Annotated in this window: 18 protein-coding genes; 8 read left to right on the top strand and 10 right to left on the bottom strand. The window is 63.8% G+C overall.

Annotated features, from left to right (window positions below):
* Positions 1-2: 2 nt before the first annotated feature.
* A complete protein-coding gene (locus P2Q66_RS00745) occupies positions 3-728 on the bottom strand; it encodes a hemerythrin domain-containing protein (RefSeq protein ID WP_275724799.1) in 726 nt (241 codons plus the stop codon).
* Between the two features lie 177 nt (positions 729-905).
* On the opposite strand from P2Q66_RS00745, the gene P2Q66_RS00740 reads away from it, so the two are divergent.
* The 4 genes from P2Q66_RS00740 to P2Q66_RS00725 all read left to right on the top strand — a co-directional run bounded on the left by P2Q66_RS00740 (position 906) and on the right by P2Q66_RS00725 (position 5,619).
* Entirely contained in the window at positions 906-2,072 is a 1,167-nt protein-coding gene (locus P2Q66_RS00740; protein WP_275724798.1) for a papain-like cysteine protease family protein, read from the top strand.
* A 109-nt stretch (positions 2,073-2,181) separates the two neighbouring features.
* On the top strand, positions 2,182-3,849 hold the full coding sequence (locus P2Q66_RS00735; protein ID WP_275724797.1) for a hypothetical protein: 1,668 nt from the start codon (positions 2,182-2,184) through the stop codon (positions 3,847-3,849).
* A gap of 108 nt (positions 3,850-3,957) precedes the next feature.
* Complete coding sequence (locus tag P2Q66_RS00730) at positions 3,958-4,098, top strand: hypothetical protein (protein WP_176156809.1); 141 nt, start codon at positions 3,958-3,960, stop codon at positions 4,096-4,098.
* Positions 4,099-4,404: 306 nt separating this feature from the next.
* On the top strand, positions 4,405-5,619 hold the full coding sequence (locus P2Q66_RS00725) for an acyltransferase (RefSeq protein ID WP_275724795.1): 1,215 nt from the start codon (positions 4,405-4,407) through the stop codon (positions 5,617-5,619).
* A 278-nt stretch (positions 5,620-5,897) separates the two neighbouring features.
* Here the strand turns inward: P2Q66_RS00725 and P2Q66_RS00720 are convergent, their stop codons facing one another.
* Positions 5,898-6,278 carry a DUF1304 family protein gene (locus P2Q66_RS00720; protein WP_275724794.1) on the bottom strand — a complete coding sequence of 127 codons (381 nt, stop codon included), beginning with the start codon at positions 6,276-6,278 and terminating at the stop codon, positions 5,898-5,900.
* 151 nt (positions 6,279-6,429) lie between these two features.
* On the opposite strand from P2Q66_RS00720, the gene P2Q66_RS00715 reads away from it, so the two are divergent.
* Complete coding sequence (locus P2Q66_RS00715) at positions 6,430-8,460, top strand: multicopper oxidase family protein (protein ID WP_275724793.1); 2,031 nt, start codon at positions 6,430-6,432, stop codon at positions 8,458-8,460.
* Between the two features lie 98 nt (positions 8,461-8,558).
* On the opposite strand, the gene P2Q66_RS00710 is transcribed toward P2Q66_RS00715, so the two are convergent.
* Both P2Q66_RS00710 and P2Q66_RS00705 read right to left on the bottom strand, forming a co-directional pair.
* Positions 8,559-9,275: a GAF and ANTAR domain-containing protein gene (locus tag P2Q66_RS00710; RefSeq protein ID WP_275724792.1), complete on the bottom strand. Its 717-nt coding sequence runs from the start codon at positions 9,273-9,275 to the stop codon at positions 8,559-8,561.
* 41 nt (positions 9,276-9,316) lie between these two features.
* The gene (locus P2Q66_RS00705) at positions 9,317-9,574 is read right to left on the bottom strand and encodes a hypothetical protein (protein WP_115526403.1); all 258 of its coding nucleotides are present in this window, start codon (positions 9,572-9,574) and stop codon (positions 9,317-9,319) included.
* Positions 9,575-10,090: 516 nt separating this feature from the next.
* Between P2Q66_RS00705 and P2Q66_RS00700 the strand changes: the two genes are divergently transcribed.
* Positions 10,091-11,410 (top strand): BTAD domain-containing putative transcriptional regulator, encoded by a 1,320-nt coding sequence (locus P2Q66_RS00700; protein WP_275724788.1) that lies wholly within the window; start codon positions 10,091-10,093, stop codon positions 11,408-11,410.
* 10 nt (positions 11,411-11,420) lie between these two features.
* Here the strand turns inward: P2Q66_RS00700 and P2Q66_RS00695 are convergent, their stop codons facing one another.
* Complete coding sequence (locus tag P2Q66_RS00695; RefSeq protein ID WP_275724787.1) at positions 11,421-12,284, bottom strand: ANTAR domain-containing protein; 864 nt, start codon at positions 12,282-12,284, stop codon at positions 11,421-11,423.
* Between the two features lie 433 nt (positions 12,285-12,717).
* Between P2Q66_RS00695 and P2Q66_RS00690 the strand changes: the two genes are divergently transcribed.
* Together P2Q66_RS00690 and P2Q66_RS00685 are read left to right on the top strand one after the other, a co-directional pair.
* Entirely contained in the window at positions 12,718-13,851 is a 1,134-nt protein-coding gene (locus tag P2Q66_RS00690) for a glycosyltransferase family 2 protein (protein ID WP_275724786.1), read from the top strand.
* A gap of 11 nt (positions 13,852-13,862) precedes the next feature.
* The gene (locus P2Q66_RS00685) at positions 13,863-14,009 is read left to right on the top strand and encodes a hypothetical protein (protein ID WP_176156811.1); all 147 of its coding nucleotides are present in this window, start codon (positions 13,863-13,865) and stop codon (positions 14,007-14,009) included.
* A gap of 13 nt (positions 14,010-14,022) precedes the next feature.
* Here P2Q66_RS00685 and P2Q66_RS00680 read toward each other — a convergent pair whose 3' ends face one another.
* The 5 genes from P2Q66_RS00680 to P2Q66_RS00660 all read right to left on the bottom strand — a co-directional run.
* A complete protein-coding gene (locus P2Q66_RS00680; protein ID WP_275724784.1) occupies positions 14,023-15,249 on the bottom strand; it encodes a glycosyl hydrolase in 1,227 nt (408 codons plus the stop codon).
* A 142-nt stretch (positions 15,250-15,391) separates the two neighbouring features.
* Positions 15,392-16,567, bottom strand: a complete 1,176-nt coding sequence (locus P2Q66_RS00675) for an ROK family transcriptional regulator (RefSeq protein ID WP_275724783.1) — start codon at positions 16,565-16,567, stop codon at positions 15,392-15,394.
* A 31-nt stretch (positions 16,568-16,598) separates the two neighbouring features.
* Entirely contained in the window at positions 16,599-17,759 is a 1,161-nt protein-coding gene (locus P2Q66_RS00670) for a glycerate kinase (RefSeq protein WP_275724782.1), read from the bottom strand.
* Entirely contained in the window at positions 17,756-19,087 is a 1,332-nt protein-coding gene (locus P2Q66_RS00665) for a glycogen debranching protein (protein ID WP_275724781.1), read from the bottom strand. The genes P2Q66_RS00670 and P2Q66_RS00665 overlap by 4 nt, the downstream gene beginning before the upstream one ends.
* The coding region (locus P2Q66_RS00660) for a TOBE domain-containing protein (protein ID WP_275724780.1) at positions 19,088-19,306 on the bottom strand (219 nt) is incomplete at its 5' end.

The raw sequence follows: 19,306 nt of genomic DNA, 5'->3' as shown, positions 1-19,306 counted from the left end.
GGTTAGAGCGTCTCGGGAATGGGGCGCCCCGGAAAAAGCATGGTGTACTGTCTCCGGTACATGCCGCGCCCCACGAGTTTGTAGGCGAGGCGGACCGGTGCGGGGATCTCGTTGAACAGTTCCCTCCGGTCCGCGGGCGGGTTCGTGGCCAGCACCATCCCCAGGTAGGCGACCATGAACTTCTTGTCGAACTGTTTGATCCCGTGCTGCCCGATGTTCTTGTTCTCCTCCTCGGTCATCACCCTGTCCGCCACGGGCATCACCTCCGTGACCTCGCGCCGCAGGTGCACCTTTAAGACCGCCGAGAGGTCCTCGTAGCGTGCGGCGAGGTCCGAGCCGGCTTCGAGGTCTGCGGTCTCCATCCAGCGCAGGCGGTTGGGCTCGATGTGCTCCAGCCGTTGGGTGACCTGCCGGTGCTGCTCGAGCATCTGCCCTATGTGCAGCGCGCAGGCCGGGGCCCGCTGCTCCAGCTGCGGGTACATGAGCAGGTCCTCGCCCTCGTGGTGCACATGGAGGACCTTGTCGAAGTTGCCCAGCACTTCCCCCACGTACGCGGCGCGGCCGGTGTCGCCGGCACTGACGGAGCGGACCAGGCCGGGCGCCTCGTCGTACGCCCACAGGAAAAAGCGGTGGATGCGCCGCATGGACGCGGACCCGGTGCACAGTACGGGGCCGGGCGGCAGGGGAGCAGCGGTCTCGCCGGGCTGCATGGTGAAGAAGTCGGTCATTGGAGAATCCTTCAGTGCTCGTCATGCAGACCAGGACCTCTCCCCGCCAGCATCGTAACGCCTGCCCATGTGCTTCACAATGGCGGCACGCCCCTAATTGTGGAGCCGATAACGCAGCAGTAACGCCGCCGGGCGGATTCTGTAGGCACTCTTGTATCCGTCAGGAAGGGACAGGCCATGAGCCTTGACGAGGTTATCCGCGCCACTAGCAGCCCGTATAAATCGCTGCTCTGGGACGGCGAAATTCTTGGCAGTCATTTCGTTTCCAAGCAGCTGTCCTTCACCATGCAGGCCCAGACCCAGTCCAACTGGTGCTGGGCGGCGGCGTCCACCAGCGTTTCGCACTACTACTGGTGGTTCAGCCATTGGACGCAATGCAAGGTGTGCAACGCCGAACTGAACCGCACGGATGCCTGCAATTCCCCCGTGCCGGCAGCATGCAACGTTCCCTGGTATCTGGATCGCGCCCTCACCCGGACCAGGAACTACGTGAGCATCACCGGACCGGTGACCTTCGCGCAGATCCGTGCCGAGATCGACGCCGGGCGTCCGCTGGGTGCGCGGGTGGGCTGGAGCGGGGGCGGCGGCCACTTCATGGTGATCTACGGCTATGCCAGGATCTTCGGCCAGCAGTATCTTGATATCGACGATCCGATCTACGGTAAGAGCCACCTCAGGCTCAGCGACTTCTCCAGCAACTACCAAGGGAGCGGCACATGGACGCACACGTACTACACGAAGAGCTACTTTAAGTTGCCGTGGCGCCATGTTCCGCTGCCCGATCCGGTCCTCAGGAAGATCTGGGAATCGCGGCAGATGCTGCATGTGAAGCAGTTCGCGGACCCCCAGCATGCCGAGCAGCGTAGGGCCGACGACGACTCTGTCCAGATCGGCATGGCCCACCGCGTCTACAGCCTGGGCCTGGACCGGCTTCTGGGAGAACGTGCCGAGGGCGGGCCTGAAGTCGTGGGCCTGCGGGTGTATGAATCCACCGACGGCAACGCGACGGCGTTCTTCGACGTCGACGAGGGCGAGGAAGGAAACGTCCGCCAAATGTCCGCCGCGGCGTCCCATCTGGAACCCTTCAGCCGAGCCGTGGAGGCCGCCCTTCCGTTGGCTGAGAATTCCGCCAAGGACACCGAACTGCGGCTGTTGCGTGTCCCCGCGCTGAACTTCGAAGCAGTGTGGATCAGCCACGAGGGCGGCGAAGAGGACCTGCTGCTGCCCCTGACGACCGTTGGCAGCCTCAGGGTCGGATCGGAGTACGGCTATGAGGAAGCGCTCAAGGCACTCCGTGACGCTGCCCGGCCGCTGGCCGACATGGACGACACGATGGGCGCGTAGCGGACCGATCGGAAGGCAACGCGTCCGACGGCGGCCGGTTCCGCCGTCGTGCCCGTTGTTTAGCCCCTACGCCCAGTAACGCAGCTGCGGAGTGGCAGGAGGCAGGAGAGTGGCACAAGACGAAGCCTTGAGCATGGCGGGGCGTTCGGCACCTACCGGGCGTCTGCCTGAGCCGGAACAGCAATCTGAGCATCGCGCTGGCCCGCCTTTGGACGTCAACGCCCTCCGGCATCCTGCCGAGTACAGCAGACTGGTCCTGGCCGCGGCTACGGCCGTTGTAGCCCCGGGCGTGATGGTGATGTTCATCGTCATTGTGCTTGCCACCGGTCCCTTAGAGCTTCTGGGTCTCGCTGCCCTGTTACTGGCCGTGGCTGTTGCGACTCTCTGGTTGTTCCTTGTGACTGGACGCGCACATCTGCTCGGTAACTCCCTTCTCGTCTCGCACGAGTCCCTTCCCGAGCTGCAGGGCGTGGTGGATACGGTGCGGGATCATGTGGGATACAGCCGGCGGGTGGATGTTTATGTCTCCGAGGCCGCCGAAAAACCGGTCATGCTGGCCACGTTTATGGGAACCCGCATCCTTATACTCAAATCCACTACCGTGAGTGACCTGCAAACTGAGGCAAATCTGCCGCAGTTGAAATTTCTCCTTGGCTCAGAATTCGGTGCCTTGAAGGCACGGCACCAACAGTTCATCCTGCTGAGCGTGTTGCTCGAGTTCGAAACAAAGCTGAAGATCCTCAACATATTCCTTGCCCCCTATTTCAGGGCCACTGTCTACACAGGGGACCAGATCGGTGCCGCCTGCTGCGGTAGTCTTCCGGCTGCCGTAGCCATGCTGAACCGACTCATGGTGGGCAAGGAGCTCGGTTCCAGCGTGTTGTCTGAAGGTGTGGTGAACCAGGCCGCCGTTGTGCGGAAGCGCTGGCTACCGCGGCTGGAGCAAATGAACTCAACGACGCCCCACCTGACGAACCGCTACCTGAACCTCATGGCTTTCATGGCAGCAAATTTCCCAGAGGAAACCAAGGCATATCTGGACTCACTGGACGAACCCGCGCGAGGGCGTCTGACTGCCTTCAATGAAAGCTCGACCCACCGGACAGGCTACAAAACCAGCGTCGCCGCATTGACGGCCGTGGCCGCCCTGATCACGGCGTTGGTGCTGGTCCTGACTGGACTGGGAATGGCACAGTGGCGTTCAGAAATCCTGGCAGCGATTGAGCCGGCTCCATCGTCATCCCCATCGCCGGAACCTGAACCCGGCCCGACATTTCCGGTACCCGAACCCAGCCCGACATTTCCGGTACCCGAAGCCAGCCCCACGACCTCAAACCGTTTGCCTTTGTACCTCCTTCTCACCGCAATCCCTGACGAAGTCGAGCCCTGCCGACAAGTCATTGTGGAAGCGGCATTCGGCCAAGGTGCCGTACTTGAAGTGGAATGCTCGCCGGTGAATTTCGATTCCCTGACCTATGTGGAATACGAATCTGTAGCGGAGTTGGAGGCCTCCTACGCCTCCATCGTCCCGGCCAGCCTTCCCGGGGCGGATTGCAGTGCTGTTCCATCCAGCCTCATTTACGACATCAGCACGAGCAATGGAGTCCGGGCCCTTTCGTGCTACGAGAACCAAAATGGAGCTATCGTTTTTGTCTGGACTTCCACCATCAGAAGTGCCTTGGGCGACTCCCATTTGCTGGGCATCTGTACCAGTAACTCCCGTGCGTACGAACGGATGTACGAGGAGTGGGAAATCCTGGTCACCCGGGCATCGTAGGAGTCACCGGCGCGCCGCCGTCGTACGCCTTTATTCAAGTAGTTGGCCTTTCAAAGACAGGTACGCGATGCGCGGGTGCCGGCGCCAGAGGCTGCATAGACTCGACGCATGGCAAATGTAATTGAGCGCAGGCACGGTCGCCGGCGAGGGCCAGGACCTGCCAAGGGAAACGGCCAGCCACTCGCTGTTTTGGGCGTCGTCGTCCTGATGATTGCCGCACTGGTCACCGCTTACGCCCTGATGCGATAGTCCAAGCTGATGCACGTCGTACTACCGGCCCCGGATGGGCAGGATTTCGATTGCCCGCATCAGTTTGTGGGACGTTGTGAAGCATGCAGCGGGGCAGCTGTGGGACTGGGGGCGGTTGGTGGGTCCGGCACTATTGGCCTTTCCCGCGGTGGTCCCTCGGCCATCAAGAATCCTCCGGACGCAGCGTAGGGTCCTGGGAGGAAAGCGTACGACGTCGGCCGCGGGCCGCCGTCGTACGCCTCCCCGTGAAGGTTCCACCCAGCCTTCACCAAGCGCAGTTACCGGAACGTTATATATGCTTACTTAGTGGTTTTTAGGTCAAGCAGCGGAATTTCATCAGTCAACGAACGCGCGGCAACTCCCGAAACGGGGCTCGTATCCGGACGCCAGCATGCCCTGGACGGGCTCCGCACCATCGCCGTGGCGGGGGTCTTTTTGTTCCACACGGCAACGGAACTCATTCCCGGCGGGTTCATTGGCGTGGACGTCTTTTTCACGCTGAGCGGGTTTGTGATCACCCTGCTGATTTTGAAGGAACGCCTCGCCACCGGGCGGCTGCGCCTTGGTGTTTTCTATGCCAAGCGGCTGGCCAGGTTGTGGCCCGCGCTGCTGGCGCTGTGCGCTGTGATCCTCGCGGTGGGGCTGCTCTTTCCCGCGTCGGGGTGGGGCGGCCAGGAAGGCTTCGTCCTGCCGGCGGCCGGGTACGTCATGAACCTGGCGCACTTCGGCGTGTTCGGCAACTCCATCACCGGGGAAACCCTAGGCCCCACCTGGACCCTCGCCGTGGAGGAGCAGTTCTACCTGGTGTGGCCGCCGCTGCTCCTGCTGATGCTCCGGTTCTGGAACCTGCGCGCTGTCACGTGGATAACGGCCGGGCTGGCCGGCGCCTTTTTGCTGGAACGGTTCGTGCTGGTTGCCCTCGGCGCGCCGCTGGGCCGACTCTACAACGGGCCGGACACCCGGGCCGATGAGCTGCTGATCGGCTGCGCGCTGGCCCTGCTGTTCACCTGCGTCCGCCGGGGATCAACACTCCATGGCTCCCTGCAGGCGGTTGCGCGGTGGGGCGCCCCGCTCGCAGCCGGCATCCTGGTGGCTGCGGTGTTCCTGCTGAAGGAACCGGACACTCCCGGCCTGTGGTTCAGTGTTTTCTGGACGGCTGGCCCCACGGTGCTGTCCCTGCTGGCGGCAATGTTGATCGGATCGCTGGTCCTGCAGCCGGCCGGCTTCATGGTACGGTTCCTCAGCCACCCCTGGCTTGCGGGCCCCGGGCGGGACCTCTCCTACGCCATGTACCTCTGGCACATCCCCGTCTACCTGCTGCTGATGCCCTTGATCCCGGAGCTGCCTGTGCGCATCGCGCTGGCGGCCGTCCTCACCGTGCTGCTGGCCTGCGCGTCCTTCCGCCTGGTGGAGCGGCCGCTCCGCCGCTGGGCCAACGAAAGGCTGGAGCCCGCCGTCGTCCGTCCAGCTCCTGCGGACGCGCCGGAGCGTGAACTGGTGTCCGTCGGGCGGGGGACGTAGGGTGCCTGCTTGCCCGCTGCCTGTCCTCTGCAGCGTCCTCCACCTGCGCGAATAATCTCCAGCGAATTTCCTTTGCCGAAGCACTTTACGTAGGGGGCCCGGGTTATTACAGTCAGTTCTTGTCATAGTCCGGATGGGCGCTGAGGGGCGTCCGGGAAGGGGGAGTGCATCACCGCTGACCGTTACCAGAAGACAAATGACCACTACGTTGAAAGCCCCTCCTAGGAGGGGCTTTCCCTTTGCCGGCGCCCCGGAGCCAAAGCCGCTTTTGCGGGTCCTTACCGGAAGAAAACGTAGAAGAGCACTGCCAGGCCGGGAAACAGAGCCTGTCCGATGGCACTGGTCAGCAGCCGTTTTTCGGTGACCCACAACCAGAAGCCCAGGAAGACGTGGCTCGCGCAGCAGAAGAGCACAATCGCTGTCCCGCCGGCGGCGTTCCCGGTGTTCACCATCCACAGGCCTGCGGCAATGCCCACACCAAAGGTGATGTTGTAGGCGCCAACGTTCATCGCCCACATGCGCACGGCCGGAACATCCTCAGGTTTGATCAGGAAGATCCGGTAGAAGCGGCGGTCGCCGTGGAAGAGGATCTCCAGCATGCCGACGGAAATCAGGGCTAGAGCGGTTCCGCCGGCGAAGATCTGGCTCAGCAGGTTCATTCGCGTTCTTCCTCATCCCATGGGCCGCAGGCTTTTCGTGCACAGTACGCCGCAGCGGCAAACGCTTTCAAGGGCTTTCGGGGAGGTGCGCTTGGGCAGAGGACCAGATTTCCCCAATGTTTTCTCAGGGTGGTTATTCCAGTCTTTTGCCATGTCAATTACACGCCGGCAGGCATTGCAAATAGGTGGAGTTGGAATCATCGGCGCCTTTGGTCTGGCGGTGCCGTTGACGTCGGTGGATGCGAAGTCGGCTAGCCGGCTGGCCCCCAGCAACATGCCCAGGCCCTTCCAGCGGACCCTCGAGGTGCCCACGGTGCTTGCGCCGACGCGCACCACGCTGGACCCGGACGGCCATAAGCGGCATCACTACCGCATTGAGCAGAAGCTCGGTTCGGCCAATATTGTTCCAGGCTTGAGCACACCCATCCTTGGCTACAACGGGACGTTCCCGGGCCCCACCATCAAGGTGAACCAGGGCGAACGAATTACCTTGATGATGGACAACATTCTGCCGCTGTTCCATCCGCAGTGGGGGTACCGGCTGGATACGTCCACCCATCTGCACGGTTCGGCGTCGCTGCCGCAGTTCGACGGGTACGCCAACGACCTGACCGGGCTTGGCTTCTGCAAAGACTACGAGTATCCCAACTTTCAGCCGGCACGGACCCTTTGGTACCACGACCACGCGGTCCACAACACGGCGCAAAGTGTCTACTCGGGGCTCGCAGGCCAGTACCACATGCATGACGACGTGGAACGCAGCCTGCTTCCCCAGGGCAAGTTCGATGTGCCGCTGACGGTATCCGACGCCATGTTCGCGGCCGACGGACAACTGGCCTACGACGACAACACCCACTCCGGCCTCTGGGGCGACGTCGTCCTTGTCAACGGGGCACCATGGCCGGTGATGAAGGTCCAGCGGCGGATTTACCGCTTCCGCATCCTCAATGCCTCGATTGCACGTTCCTACCGTTTCTCCCTGAGCACGGGGGATCCGGTGACGATGGTGGCCACCGACGGCGGCCTGATGCCCACCGCCCAGCAGGTGTCGTCATGGCGGCACAGCGGCGGGGAGCGCTACGAGGTCCTCATCGACTTTTCCAAGTACCCGGCCGGAAAGCGCGTGGAACTGCGCAACCTGTCCAACGACAACAACGTGGACTACGACTTCACGGGCAAGGTCATGGCCTTTGATGTAACCGACGAACCGGTGGACACCTCCGGTCCGGCCGCCAAGGTCATGCCCACACTGCTCACCCCCAGCACGCCCATGAGCCTGACCCCTTCCCAGTCCGTGAAAAGCAGGCACATGCGCGTGAAGCGGGACAACGACATCTGGACCATCGGCGGCATGACATGGGACGAGGTGGTGGAAAGCGGTTACAAGAAGGTACTGGCCGACCCGGACCTGGACGACGTGGAAATCTGGACCATCGAAAACAGCTCCGGCGGATGGTTCCATCCCGTCCACATCCACCTGGTGGACTTCCAGATCCTCAGCCGCAACGGACGTCCGCCCTTTGCCTACGAACGCGGGCCCAAGGACGTTGTGTACGTGGGCGAGGGCGAGACGGTCCGGCTGCTCATGAAGTTTGAGCACCACCGCGGCAGGTACATGATTCACTGCCACAACCTCCCGCATGAGGACCACGACATGATGGCCCAGTTCAGCGTGGGCATCGACCCGAACGACCCCGACCCCAACCACCCCATCGAGGCCTCGAAGCCGCACCCAATCAACCAGACTGCACCGGTGGAGGAACCGGGGGACGAACCTACGGATGAGCCGACACCGGAAACGCCGGAACCGACTGCCAGCGCAACCGCGACTGCCGAGCCAACGGAGACGGCTTCCCCTGCCCCCGCGGAGCCGACGGCGACAGCAACCCCGACGGCAACGAGTGACGTCCTCACCATCACCACCGCGCGGCACCGCCTTAACAAGGACATGGACGTTGCGGGAACCTCCAGGATCGACGGGGCGGTCCCCGCCGGTTCAGCCTCGGTGAAGGTCTACGACGTCACGCCCGGACGCGCCGAAACCCTGCTGGGAACCGTCCCCATCAATTCCCTGGGCAGCTGGTCCCTGTCAGCTAAACCCGGCCCGCGCCAGCAGGTCACATCCGTCAGGGCCGTGTCCAGCCGCGGCGGAACGGCCACCCGCCGGATGGATACCCGGTAACAGGTCCGAAAGCCCCCGGCGGTCTTACCGCCGGGGGCCGAACCATGCCGTGAGGGCTTCTGGGAGCCGGCCTGGGTAGCGAGGCTCCGCTGCTACCCCTACTCTCGGGTGGCCTCTTGGAGAATATCCCGTGCTACATCATGGAGTGGTGTGCTCTCTCCGCGAGAGCGGGCCAACAGTACCTCCAAAGCCTCCTGTGAGCTCAAATTCATGCGCTCAATCAGGATCCCTTGCACTTTTGCAATCATGTCCCTGTTGGCCAGGGCCTCCGCCAGTTCGTCACTCATCCGTTGTGCAGCTTCCCGGTCCCGCATGTGGCGCAGCAGGACCGCGACCGGGCTGGCGAGCCGCTCGATCAGGAAGACCGAGTTGTCATCAAATGACAGCGGGAGGGGGGAGTAGACCTTCAGGGCACCAATTTTTCTTCGCCCAGTGGTCAGCGGTGCGCTGAGAACAGAACGAAGCGGAAGATCCGCCACCGCCGCCGTCCAGGTAGGCCAGCGAATTTCTTCCCGGATGTCCTGGATGATGATGGGGCGCTGTTCCGCCCAAGCGCTGAGGCACGGTCCCTCGCCGAACCTGTACTGCAGTTTGTCCGCTCCGAGCACGACCGTATCGGTGGCACCGGTGCTTTCGCTACGGCCGCGGGGGTGAATGATTGACGCCCCGGCTCCTGCCGAGTTCGGGATCAAGTCCTTCAAAACGTACGCCAGGGACTGCACCGCCTTTGAGGCGTCGTCCTCGGTGAGGAGGCCGGAAAGCATCCTCCCTGCTACTCCGGCCAGTTCATAGGCCTGTGGAAGGGAATCCTTCATGGCTGTTTCTTCAACCGGGTCCGCCGGATGTATGGACATGATCAAGCCGCGGTGGGGTAGCTGGAGAGGATATAGTCCGCGGCCGCCGGGCCTACCATTCGAAGCCGGCTGTCATGAACGTCGACGTCCCGGCAGTGCATTGCTGCTCGGAAAGTGACGTCCGGTTTTGCGTCTATCCCCTGCAGCACACACCAGCTGACGTACAGGCCGTAAAGGCAGTCGGCGGTCAGGGGGCAGTCCGTGTCAAATTCAGGGACGGTGGCTTCTGCAAGGAACATTGTGAAATGCGAGGTGGCCATGTCGGCTCTCTTTCCCCGGTGTGCATCTGTCCGCCAGCAGGCTCTAGCGGTACTCCTCAAGGCCCTGCACTCGGCCACAAGGGAAACGCCCCCACAAAAGTGTGACGCCTACCACCCAGAATGGACCAATCCCATGCCACCTGTCCAGCCGGCGGCGTGGACCATACAGGGTCCAGGAGAAGCCTTTCCTCCGCTTCATCCTGAAAATAGGGGGATTCCGTGCTGCGGCAGAACGCTCGTGATTTTGCCTTCGCGCGGAGCTACCTAGGTTTGTCCAATCGTTTGAGACGGATCCGTGGCCATTCGCGTTTCACCAGCACAAACGCCTCATGCCTCGCTGGTTTTACCCGAGTACAGCCAGCTTGCACCCGCAGGGCCTCTGAGTATCTGCTCCCAAGTACTAAGTAGCCGGACGGAAATAGCCGGTGTGGAAGCGAGTAGTGACCACTGTTGTTCGCACTTTTTTCCGCCAATTCAATGGAAACCAGCAGTACTCAATTACTTGGGGGGCACAGAATGACTATTTTGGAGATGGCGAAGAAGAGCGGCGGCCCGGAACTTGTTCCCGCATCACAGCAGGCGCCGGTACTTACGATTTCGGTTTTTGGTCCGTTGACCATTCGGCGGGGAAACACCGAGCTGGGCGCGAATGACCTTGGCGGGCCCAAGCCCCGGCAGGTGCTGGAGATCCTGTTGTTGAACTTCGGCTCGGCGGTGTCCAAGACCCGCATCATGGACCTGCTGTGGGGTGACAATCATCCGTCGGTGGCGTTGCCCACCTTGGAAAGCTATGTCAGTGTCCTGCGGCGGCATTTGCAGCCGGGGTCAGGCCGGGGCGGGCCGCTGCGGACGGTCACCGGCGGTTATGCGATTGACCGGTCGTTGGTGGACCTGGACCTGAACCGGTTCGACACACTGACCAAGCAGGCCAGCCAGGCCGATGCGCCGGCAGCGCTGGCACTGCTCACCGAAGCACTCGAGATCGCTTCGGCCCCGCTGCTGGGGGATGAGCTGCTGCCGGCCTGGGCTGAGGAGGAACGGGCCCTGCATGCAGCCCGGGTCAGCATGGTCCGGGTCCAGGCGGCTGAGACTGCGCTGGCCGTGGGGGACGTGGCCAAAGCGATAACGTGGGGCGGCGCGGCGGCAAAGGAAGACCCCCTGAATGAGCGGGCCTGGACGGCCCTGATTCTGGGGCTGGAACGCAACGGCGAGAAAACAGAGGCGCTGCGGGCGTATGACCGTTGCCGCAAGGTGTTGGATGAGGAATTGGGCTGCGCGCCCAGTCCGGCGCTGAAGGAGGCGCACGCCCGGCTCCTGACCAGCACGGCAGCCGCGCTCGGGCCAGCGGAGACCCGAAGCCCCATCCACGTGGTCAGCGGGGCCGGCGCCATTGCTCCGGCGGTGACAAAGCAGGAAACCGAACGGGTGCGAATTCTGATCGTTGATGACCACACCACCTTTTCGGACCTGCTGGCTGGAGCGCTGGACCGGGAACCGGACCTGAAAAGTGTGGGGGCGGCGAAGTCGGTGGAGTCCGCGGTGACCATGTTCCGCGAGCTGCGTCCCGACGTCGTGCTTATGGACCTTCATCTCACGGACGGGTCGGGCCTCGAAGCCGCCGGACAAATCCTCTCGGAAGCACCTGGGGCGCGGGTCATCATGCTCACCGGCAACCCGTCACAGGAAGCCTTGGGCGAGGCTGCCCGGATGGGTATTTGCGGGTTCCTCCCGAAAGACGGCGGGTTGGGAGTCATGCTGGATACCCTGCGGCACGCCCATCCCGGCAACATGATTGTCCACCCGTCGCTCTTTGCGGGCCTGGTGGGTGCTGCCTGACCCTACCGGTTCAGCGTTTGAAATGAACGGCGGGAGCACCGCCCGGGAGGTCGTCGAGGATGGTCTCCGCCACGTCCTTGGGATAGGCGTTGTTGTGGCTGGAGGCTTCGACGAGGATGCCGAATGCCTCGTCATAGGAGCAGCGCTTCCTTGCCATGATCACGCCACAGGCGACGTCGATGGAGGTCCGGCCCTTTATGGCCGAACGCAAATGATGCGCCGTACTTAATGCCTGCCTGACTTCATCGGCTGCCACCAAGCTCGTGGCGGCCACCTCAGCGAAGGCCATGGCTTTGCTCAGAACTTCAGTAGTAAAGATGGCGCAATTTGTGGCAAGGAGCGTCATCGCGCCAAAGTGTCCGGCTGCCAGTTGCAGCGGCACTGATGCTGCTGACCGATAAACGGACATCCGTAACCGTTCCCGGTACGCGGGCCAGCGCGTACCTCCAGAGGCGGCGTTGACGACGACGGCCAACCGCCCGCCCAGAGCCTGCGACACGGGCCCCTCACCGGACTCTTGGTCCCATGCGGCAAGGCCGGCCGCACGGTTGGAGTTGGCGGCGGTCAACGGGACCTCATCCGGACGGACCAGGGTCACGGCACAGTCGAAGGCGTGGCCGGTAGCCTCCAGAAGTGCTGACTTAGCCGTCAGGGCGAGTAACCACAAGGAGTCATGCTCCGTATCGGCATGCACATCCAGCATGAACGTCGCGGGGGCTTCCCACCACTTATCCTGCGAAAAAGTCCCATCCCGGGCCAGCCCTGTGGATGCCGGGGCCGGTGACTGCCAGCGGGACCACGCTGTCCCGCTGCTGCCTCCGTCACCGACCCCTGCCTGATACCGTGCACCGTGCACGTTTAGCTCACTACTCATGACCTGCCCCCCTGACAGTCAGAATGCCCTCAGCAATACTTCTGGAGACAGTACCGGGGGGCCACGGCGGAGCACACGAGTAGTGTGTACTCTATTTTCGCTCCGGCGGAGTCCTTGGAGGATGCGTTCGTGCGTCGGAAGGCACGTGAAGGGCCGTCCTCCAGTTGGCCCAGGAATCAACTGAATTTGAATCTGCCGCTTTAGCCCCAAATTGTGACCAGAAGCACAAATAAAATTAATGCACTCTATTAGTGCTTTCGAAATGTGGCTTTTACATGAGTCGTGAATTATGAGCCTCAAGAAAATGCATTGAGGAAGAATTGAGACTTATTGATTGAAGCTTGATGCCGAGTGCGGGCGAAATCTGAGATAGGGGCTATTAGCTGGATTGGAAGGTCCGGCCGGACTTTTCGACGTCCAGTAGGAGGCCTCCTTGTCCACGGTTATGCCCTCGGCAGCTGACATCACAGTGCACTCAGGTGTCCCTGTTACCGGGCTGCGCGTGGTGGTGCTGGTCCCCGCGTACAACGAGGCCGCGTCCATCGGCGCGACGCTTGACGGGCTGATGCGCCAGGACCGTCCTGCGGACCTGATCGTGGTGGTTCCCAACGGCTGCACGGATTCGACAGCGAGGCAAGCGCGGAAGTATCCGGTCACCGTGATGGAGCTGCCCCGGCTGGAACACCGCAAGTCCGAGGCACTGAACCGCGCGTGGGCGGAGTATGCCTATGACGCGGACGTGGTGGTCTGCCTGGACGCGGACACCGTGCTGCCGCCGAATGCGCTGGCAGCCTGGGAAGCTGAATTCAGTGGCGGGGAAGGGGTCCTTTTGGGAGGGTCCTCCTCGAAATTCACCATGCAGGATCCCGGGCTGCTGAGCCGGCTGCAGAAAGCGGAGTTTGCCACGTGGACCGATACGGCGCTGCGCCGGGGACGGACGAGCGTGCTTGCCGGTACCGGCTGTGCGATCAACAACGCGGTCCTGCGGCAGATTGCTGCCCGCGACGACCGGGAGGGGCCCTGGGTCTATACCTCGCAGGTTGAAGACTTCGAGCTGACCTACCGGATCCGCGAACTCGGCTACGTTTGCCAGGTTTCGCCGGAGGTGCGGGCTTACACGGATTCCATGAAGTCCATCAAGGCCCTCTGGGGCCAGCGGATGAAATGGCAGGTGGGCACGGTGGAGGATCTGCTGGACCTGGGGCTCAACCGCCTGACACTCCGGGACTGGGCCCAGCAGGCCATGGGCCTGCTGGGCGTCTTCCTCAAGCTCCTGTGGATCGCCGTCATGGTGCTGTCGCTGACCCTCGGCGTGTTCCAGGTGGTCCTGTTCTGGTGGCTGGTGCCCATCCTGTTCGTGGCGCTGGACATCAAGCGCGCACTGCGGATACCGCACTGGGACTGGAAAGACGTCCTGATTGCGGCCACCTTCTTCCCGCAGGAACTGTTCATGTGGCTGCGCTCCGGATGGTTCCTGGCGTCGTGGTCAGCAGTACTCACCACCAAAATCACCCGGCGGCGCATCGACCGCTGGGAAGCACAATACACAGCAGAGGAAATCAACTAACAATGTACGGAATGAACACCTCCATCCCCGCGTCCGGGGCCGCCCTGGCCTACACCGGACTCAACGTAGGGGCCGGACTGCTCACAGCGCTGGGCATCATGCTGATTGGGGTGGCCCTGATCGCACTGGTCCGCCGCAACCCCGCAGCCCGGCCGTAACCAGCAGCAGGGACTACGACGCCCGGCGCGCCGCCAACGCAGAATTGAAGGCGGACGCCGAGGCGACGCTGCTGTTAATGCGCCAGTCAGCTTCCTTCTGCATGTGGAACCAGACGAAGCCCATCACATCCGGCTGGGCCGCAAGGTAGGACACCAGGTCCGTGTTCCACGCAGCCTTGGACCCGCCCGCCTCACTTGAGGCCGTCTCGGCGATCAAAATTGGAACTCCCGGAGCCAGCGACCGCAGCTCGGCGATTCCGGGCGCGAAGAGATCCTGCGGCGAAATCCAGCCGCTCCACGAGGCGGACGTGCCCCAGTTGTACCCGTCCAGCGCGACAATATCCACGTAGCCGGCGCCCGGAAAAAGGCCGGACAAATCGGTGGAGCCCCAGTAGGGAACATTCGGGCTCCATACCCACGAGACGTTCGACGCCCCGGTGGCCGCCACCACATCGTGCACGTGGCGCCACGCCTGGACGTAGTCCCCGGCCTCGTTGCCGTTGACCCCTTCAGCCCACGGGTACCAGTCGCCGTTCATCTCATGGGCGAACCTCAGCTGCACCGGGTAGCCCCAGGCGGCCAATGCCTGTCCCCACTGGGTGATGTGGGCATCGAAGTCTCCGGCGGCAATCCTGTCCAGCGAATAGGCGGGCTGGTTGAGCCCGCCGCCCCAGGCCCACGGCTCCCACGTCACCAGGGGCACGGCGCCACGCGCCCGCACGGCGTTCATCTCATTGATCGGCGGCGCCTGGAGGAAATCCTTGTAGAACAGGACGCTGGACGGGCTTTCCCCGGCCAGCCGTGACACCTCGTCCAGTTCTGCGCTGGCCAGCGGTCCGCCCGTTGTAGCGACCCCAAACCGCAGGGCAGCCGTGCTGACCGGCGGCAGCGCCGGGGGCAGCGCCGCCACCGGGGCTGCCACAGTGAACACCGAGGACGCCTGGACTGAAGATGTTTTTGCCGAGATGGTCAGCTTTCCTGTTGCGGTTGAAGGAATGGTGATTGCCGTGCTGAAAGCACCGGTTGAGGTAGTACGGAAGCCAAATGTGGTGGAGCCTGCGATGACCGTTCCTGATGTGGAGACCCTGAACCCGGTCCCGCTGACCGTGACGGCGGACCCCGCAGGACCGGTGGTTGGACTAAGCGTAATCTGGGCGGTTGCCGGTGCTGCCTGCACAGGCTGCACTCCCGCAAATGTGAGGCCCAGGCCGACGCCAAGAGTGGCCGTAAGAATCTTCACGAACTTGAACAAAGAGATCGGTCCCCGCAATCGTCAAGGCTGCCCCAGCAGCCGCCAGTTCCGTGCCGGCAGGCACTTCCCTGATCCTAAAGGCCGCCTATTGCCCGTGTCTCAAGATCCGCTCAAGTTTCTTCCGTGCCGCTCAGGCCAGGACGGCCTCGTTAGCCACCGCGTCTATGGCTGCCGGGGAGAACACCTTCCGCATCACCAGCGTGACCAGTCCCTGGGAGGCGGACTGGTCGCCCGGATCGCCGGCTTCAATGGCGAGCCCGTCGGCAATTCGTTCCACCACGGTGGCCATCACCGTGCTCCTGACCTGTTCCACATATGCCGGAACCGCCCCGATGATTCCGCCGATTACCAGCCGGTCCGGGTTCAGGGTGGTGATGGTTGCGGAGAGTGCCCTGCCCAGCACACCCGCTGCCGCTTCCACGATCGGCTCCACAACCGGGTCGCCGGCGCGGGCAGCGTCACTGATGGCCTGGAGCGGATCCGGCCCCGGCCCGCCAAGGCGGTCGGCGATGGCACGGCCCGAGCTGTAGGCGGCAAGGCAGCCATGGCGTCCGCACCGGCACAACGGACCGTCCTCGGCCATCCGGATATGGCCGATGTCCCCGGCCGCGCCGCGGGCGCCGCGCAAGATGCTCCCTTCCACCACAATGCCGCAGCCGATGCCCGTTCCCACTTTGACGTAGACAATGGTTTCCTCGTCGCTGACACGTTCTCCCAGCGCGGCAGCCCGGGCATCGTTTTCGACGACGAACGGGACCTCCCAGGCCTCCGACACGGCACGCGCTACGGCATCCCGGGGCCAATCGGGAATGGTGGTGGCATGGGCAACATAGCCTGTTTCCGCTTCCACCGGGGTTGGCACACTGACCCCGACCCCAATAAGAACCTCACCGGTTCCCTGTGCCAGCAGTCTCTTCCCGGCTTCAACAAGGGGCATCAGCACGGACTGGGCTTGTCCACCGATCGCCTGGCTGCTGGTGTGTGAGCGCAATGCCTTTCCGCGGGTATTGGTGACACTTACAGTGGCGTGTGTCTGGCCCAGGGCGATGGTCAGCACCACCCTGCCCCGGTCATCGAACCGGATCTTGCGTGAGCGGCGCCCGCCCGTCGCCTCCAGGGACTCCGCCTCGTAGATATAACCGCGGCGCAGGAGGCTCTCAAGCCGCTCATACAGGGTGGCCCGGGACATGCCCGTCGCAGCCAGGAGCTGTTGGCGCGACAGCCCGCCGGTGGAGCGGATCAACTCAAGCAGCCGCCCGTGCGACGTCGCCCCGCCAAGGCTCGCCGGCACTCGTTCCACCGCCATGTCATCCTCCCGTTCCCTCAAACAACTTACTTCATCCGGGGAGCGAGGCTTCCGCCCTGATCCATTCCCGGGCGAGCTGTTCCGCCGCCGATTCCAGCAGCGCAGCGGCATTGGAGATACAGCGGGCCACGTCCGGTTCGTGGTCCGTGAGGGCATAGGCCTGACTGATGCCGAGGCCGGCCAGCTCGCCGCGTCCCAGGAGTCCCCGCCCGCAGACGGCAACAGCGGGCACTCCGGCGTCCCAGGCCGCCCTGGCCACTCCCGCGACGGCCTTGCCGTTCAGGGTCTGTCTATCCAAAGATCCCTCGCCCGTAATGACCAGATCGGCGCTGGTGAGGGTTGCCAGGGCCTCACCGAACCCGGCAAGGTCCATCATGACGTCGATCCCGGGCCGCATGGTGGCGCCGAGTACGCTTTGGGCGGAAAAACCCAGGCCGCCGGCGGCACCTGCGCCGGGCAGGTCTTCAGCACCGGCGCGCAGCCCGGCGGCACGCAGCGTCCGCACGTAATGGCCGAGGCCTTCCTCCAGCAGCCGCACGTGGGATTCGTCAGCGCCCTTCTGTGGAGCGTAGACGGCGGCAGCCCCCCGAAGTCCCAGGAGCGGATTATCGACGTCGGCGGCCAGGATGATCCGGCAATCGGTCAGCCGCGAATCCAGCGTTTTAAGGTCGACGACGGCGAGATCACCGAGTGCCTTCCCGCCCCGTCCCAGCGGTGTTCCGTCTGCCCGCGAAAGGGTGGCGCCGAGCGCCTGCAGGAAACCGGCCCCGCCGTCGGTGGATGCGCTGCCGCCGACGGCCAGGATGATGGTGCGGGCACCGGCCTCCAGGGCAGCCCGGACCAGTTCGCCGGTGCCGAAACTCGTTGCCCCCAGGGGATCGGGAAGGCCGCCGGGGAGCTGGAGGAGCCCGGAAGCCTGTGCCATTTCCACCACTGCCGTGCCGTCGCTGCGGCGCAGCGCAAACGACGCCGCCACCGGCTGCCCTCCCGGCCCAGTGACCGTCGTCGTGATTTCCGCGAAACCCGCGCTGAAGGCAGCGGCAACGGAGCCCTCGCCGCCGTCGGCCATCGGCATGGCAGCCACGGCTGTGTCCGGACGTACCCTCCGGATGCCCGCCTCCACCGCAGCGCAGACTTCAGCGGACGTAAGGCTGCCCTTGAACTTGTCGCAGGCAATCAGCACTGCAGTCACGGGTTCCCGAGCCATTCCAGCGCAGCGGCTGCCGTCCATGCCTGGGCGAGGCTTCCCAAGGGCTCTGCCGTAAACGGTTCGTAGTACTCCGCGAAGGTGAGGTCGGCCAACTGCTGCAGGGACTCCGAGCGGAGTGTCTTGACGAGGTCAGCCTGCCCGTCACGATCGCTTGCCCAGCCCAGCAGCAGGTTCAGGAACGGCCACACCGGCCCGCGCCAGTAGGTCCTCGGCCTGAAGGCCGCACTGGCGGGGGAGGTGGAAGGCGGGAGCGCAAACCGCATTCCTGGGAATGCCATCCAGTCCTTGCCCTGCAGCAGTTCACGCTGCCTCGACAGGAGTGCGGCATCGCCGCCGGCCACCAGCGGCGCGAAACCGGAGACCGTTTCGGTGGAAATCCATTCGCCCGCCAGGACGTCGTAGTCCCGGGCCAGCCCCGTCTCCGGGTCCACCGTGGAGGCCACCCCGCGGCGGAAGCGTTCGGCCAGCCCCCGCAGTTCCGTTTCCTCGGGGCGACCAAGTTCAGCGGCCAGGTTGGCCAGGACCTCGGTCGAGGCTGCCATAATTCCTGAGAAGAAGACGTCCCGGACCCGGAAGTCCACAATCTCCTGCACGGCCTGGTCATCGAAGCCTACGGATGCCATCTGCTGGACGAGCCAGAGGTACTTCGCGTATTCGGCGTCGTCCGGCCTTTCGCTGGCATCCGCCACATGGAGGACGTCCCGGCGGGTGAACGGCTCCAGCTCGCCAGGGTGGATGGCGGCGTACGGGCCGTCCCAGCGGGGGGAGTTGTCAAAGCCCGATTCCCAGCCGTGGTGGATCTCCACGAGGCCCACGCCTTCGGGATCCCGGACAGTGGCCAGCCAGCGGTGCCAGGCCAGCCAGCCATCGAAGGATTCGCGGAGAAACTCCTCTGCCGCTGCCTGGTCGGATCCGCCGTTCTCCCGGCCGCGGTCAAGGATGTGCTGCAGCGCGATGACGTGCACCGGCGGTTGGCAGATGCCGCTGCTCTTGACGCCCTCCGGGAGTGCCTTGGCGGTGGCCGTGCCCCAGCGGTCAAAGCCCGGAAAGTAGCGCTTTTCATCCTCGCTGAAAACAATGTGCGGAATCATGCCGGTGGACCATTGGGCGTCCAACAGGGTGCGCAGCTCGGTGATGGCGCGGGGCACGCTTACCCTGGCCAGGCCTATCGCAACGAACGCCGCATCCCAACTCCACATGTGGGGATAAAGGTCGGGCGCCGCCGTCGTCATGGTTCCCAGGTCATTGCGGCGCAGCACTTCGATTGCGGCGCTGCGGAGCTCTTCGTTGCTGACGTTGTGGTGGGTCATCTAGTTGGCCTCCAGTGCCATTGAGGTTTCGCGGTCATAGAAGCGCATGGTGTTGGGCGAGAAGCCCAGCCAGATGGTCTGATGGGGAGCGGTTCGGAAGCTGGGCGGGGCCTGGACCTTGAGGGTCTGTCCTTCCACATCCACGGTGAGCAGGATGGTGGATCCCATGGGCTCCACCACCAGGACCGTGGCGGCGATGTGCCCGGAGGCGCGTTCCTT

It is taken from the genome of Arthrobacter sp. Cr_A7, from assembly GCF_029222765.1.
In the GTDB taxonomy this organism is placed as follows: domain Bacteria; phylum Actinomycetota; class Actinomycetes; order Actinomycetales; family Micrococcaceae; genus Arthrobacter.
Note: the sequence above shows the minus strand (reverse complement) of the source record. Positions and strands in the feature narration are given on the sequence as shown.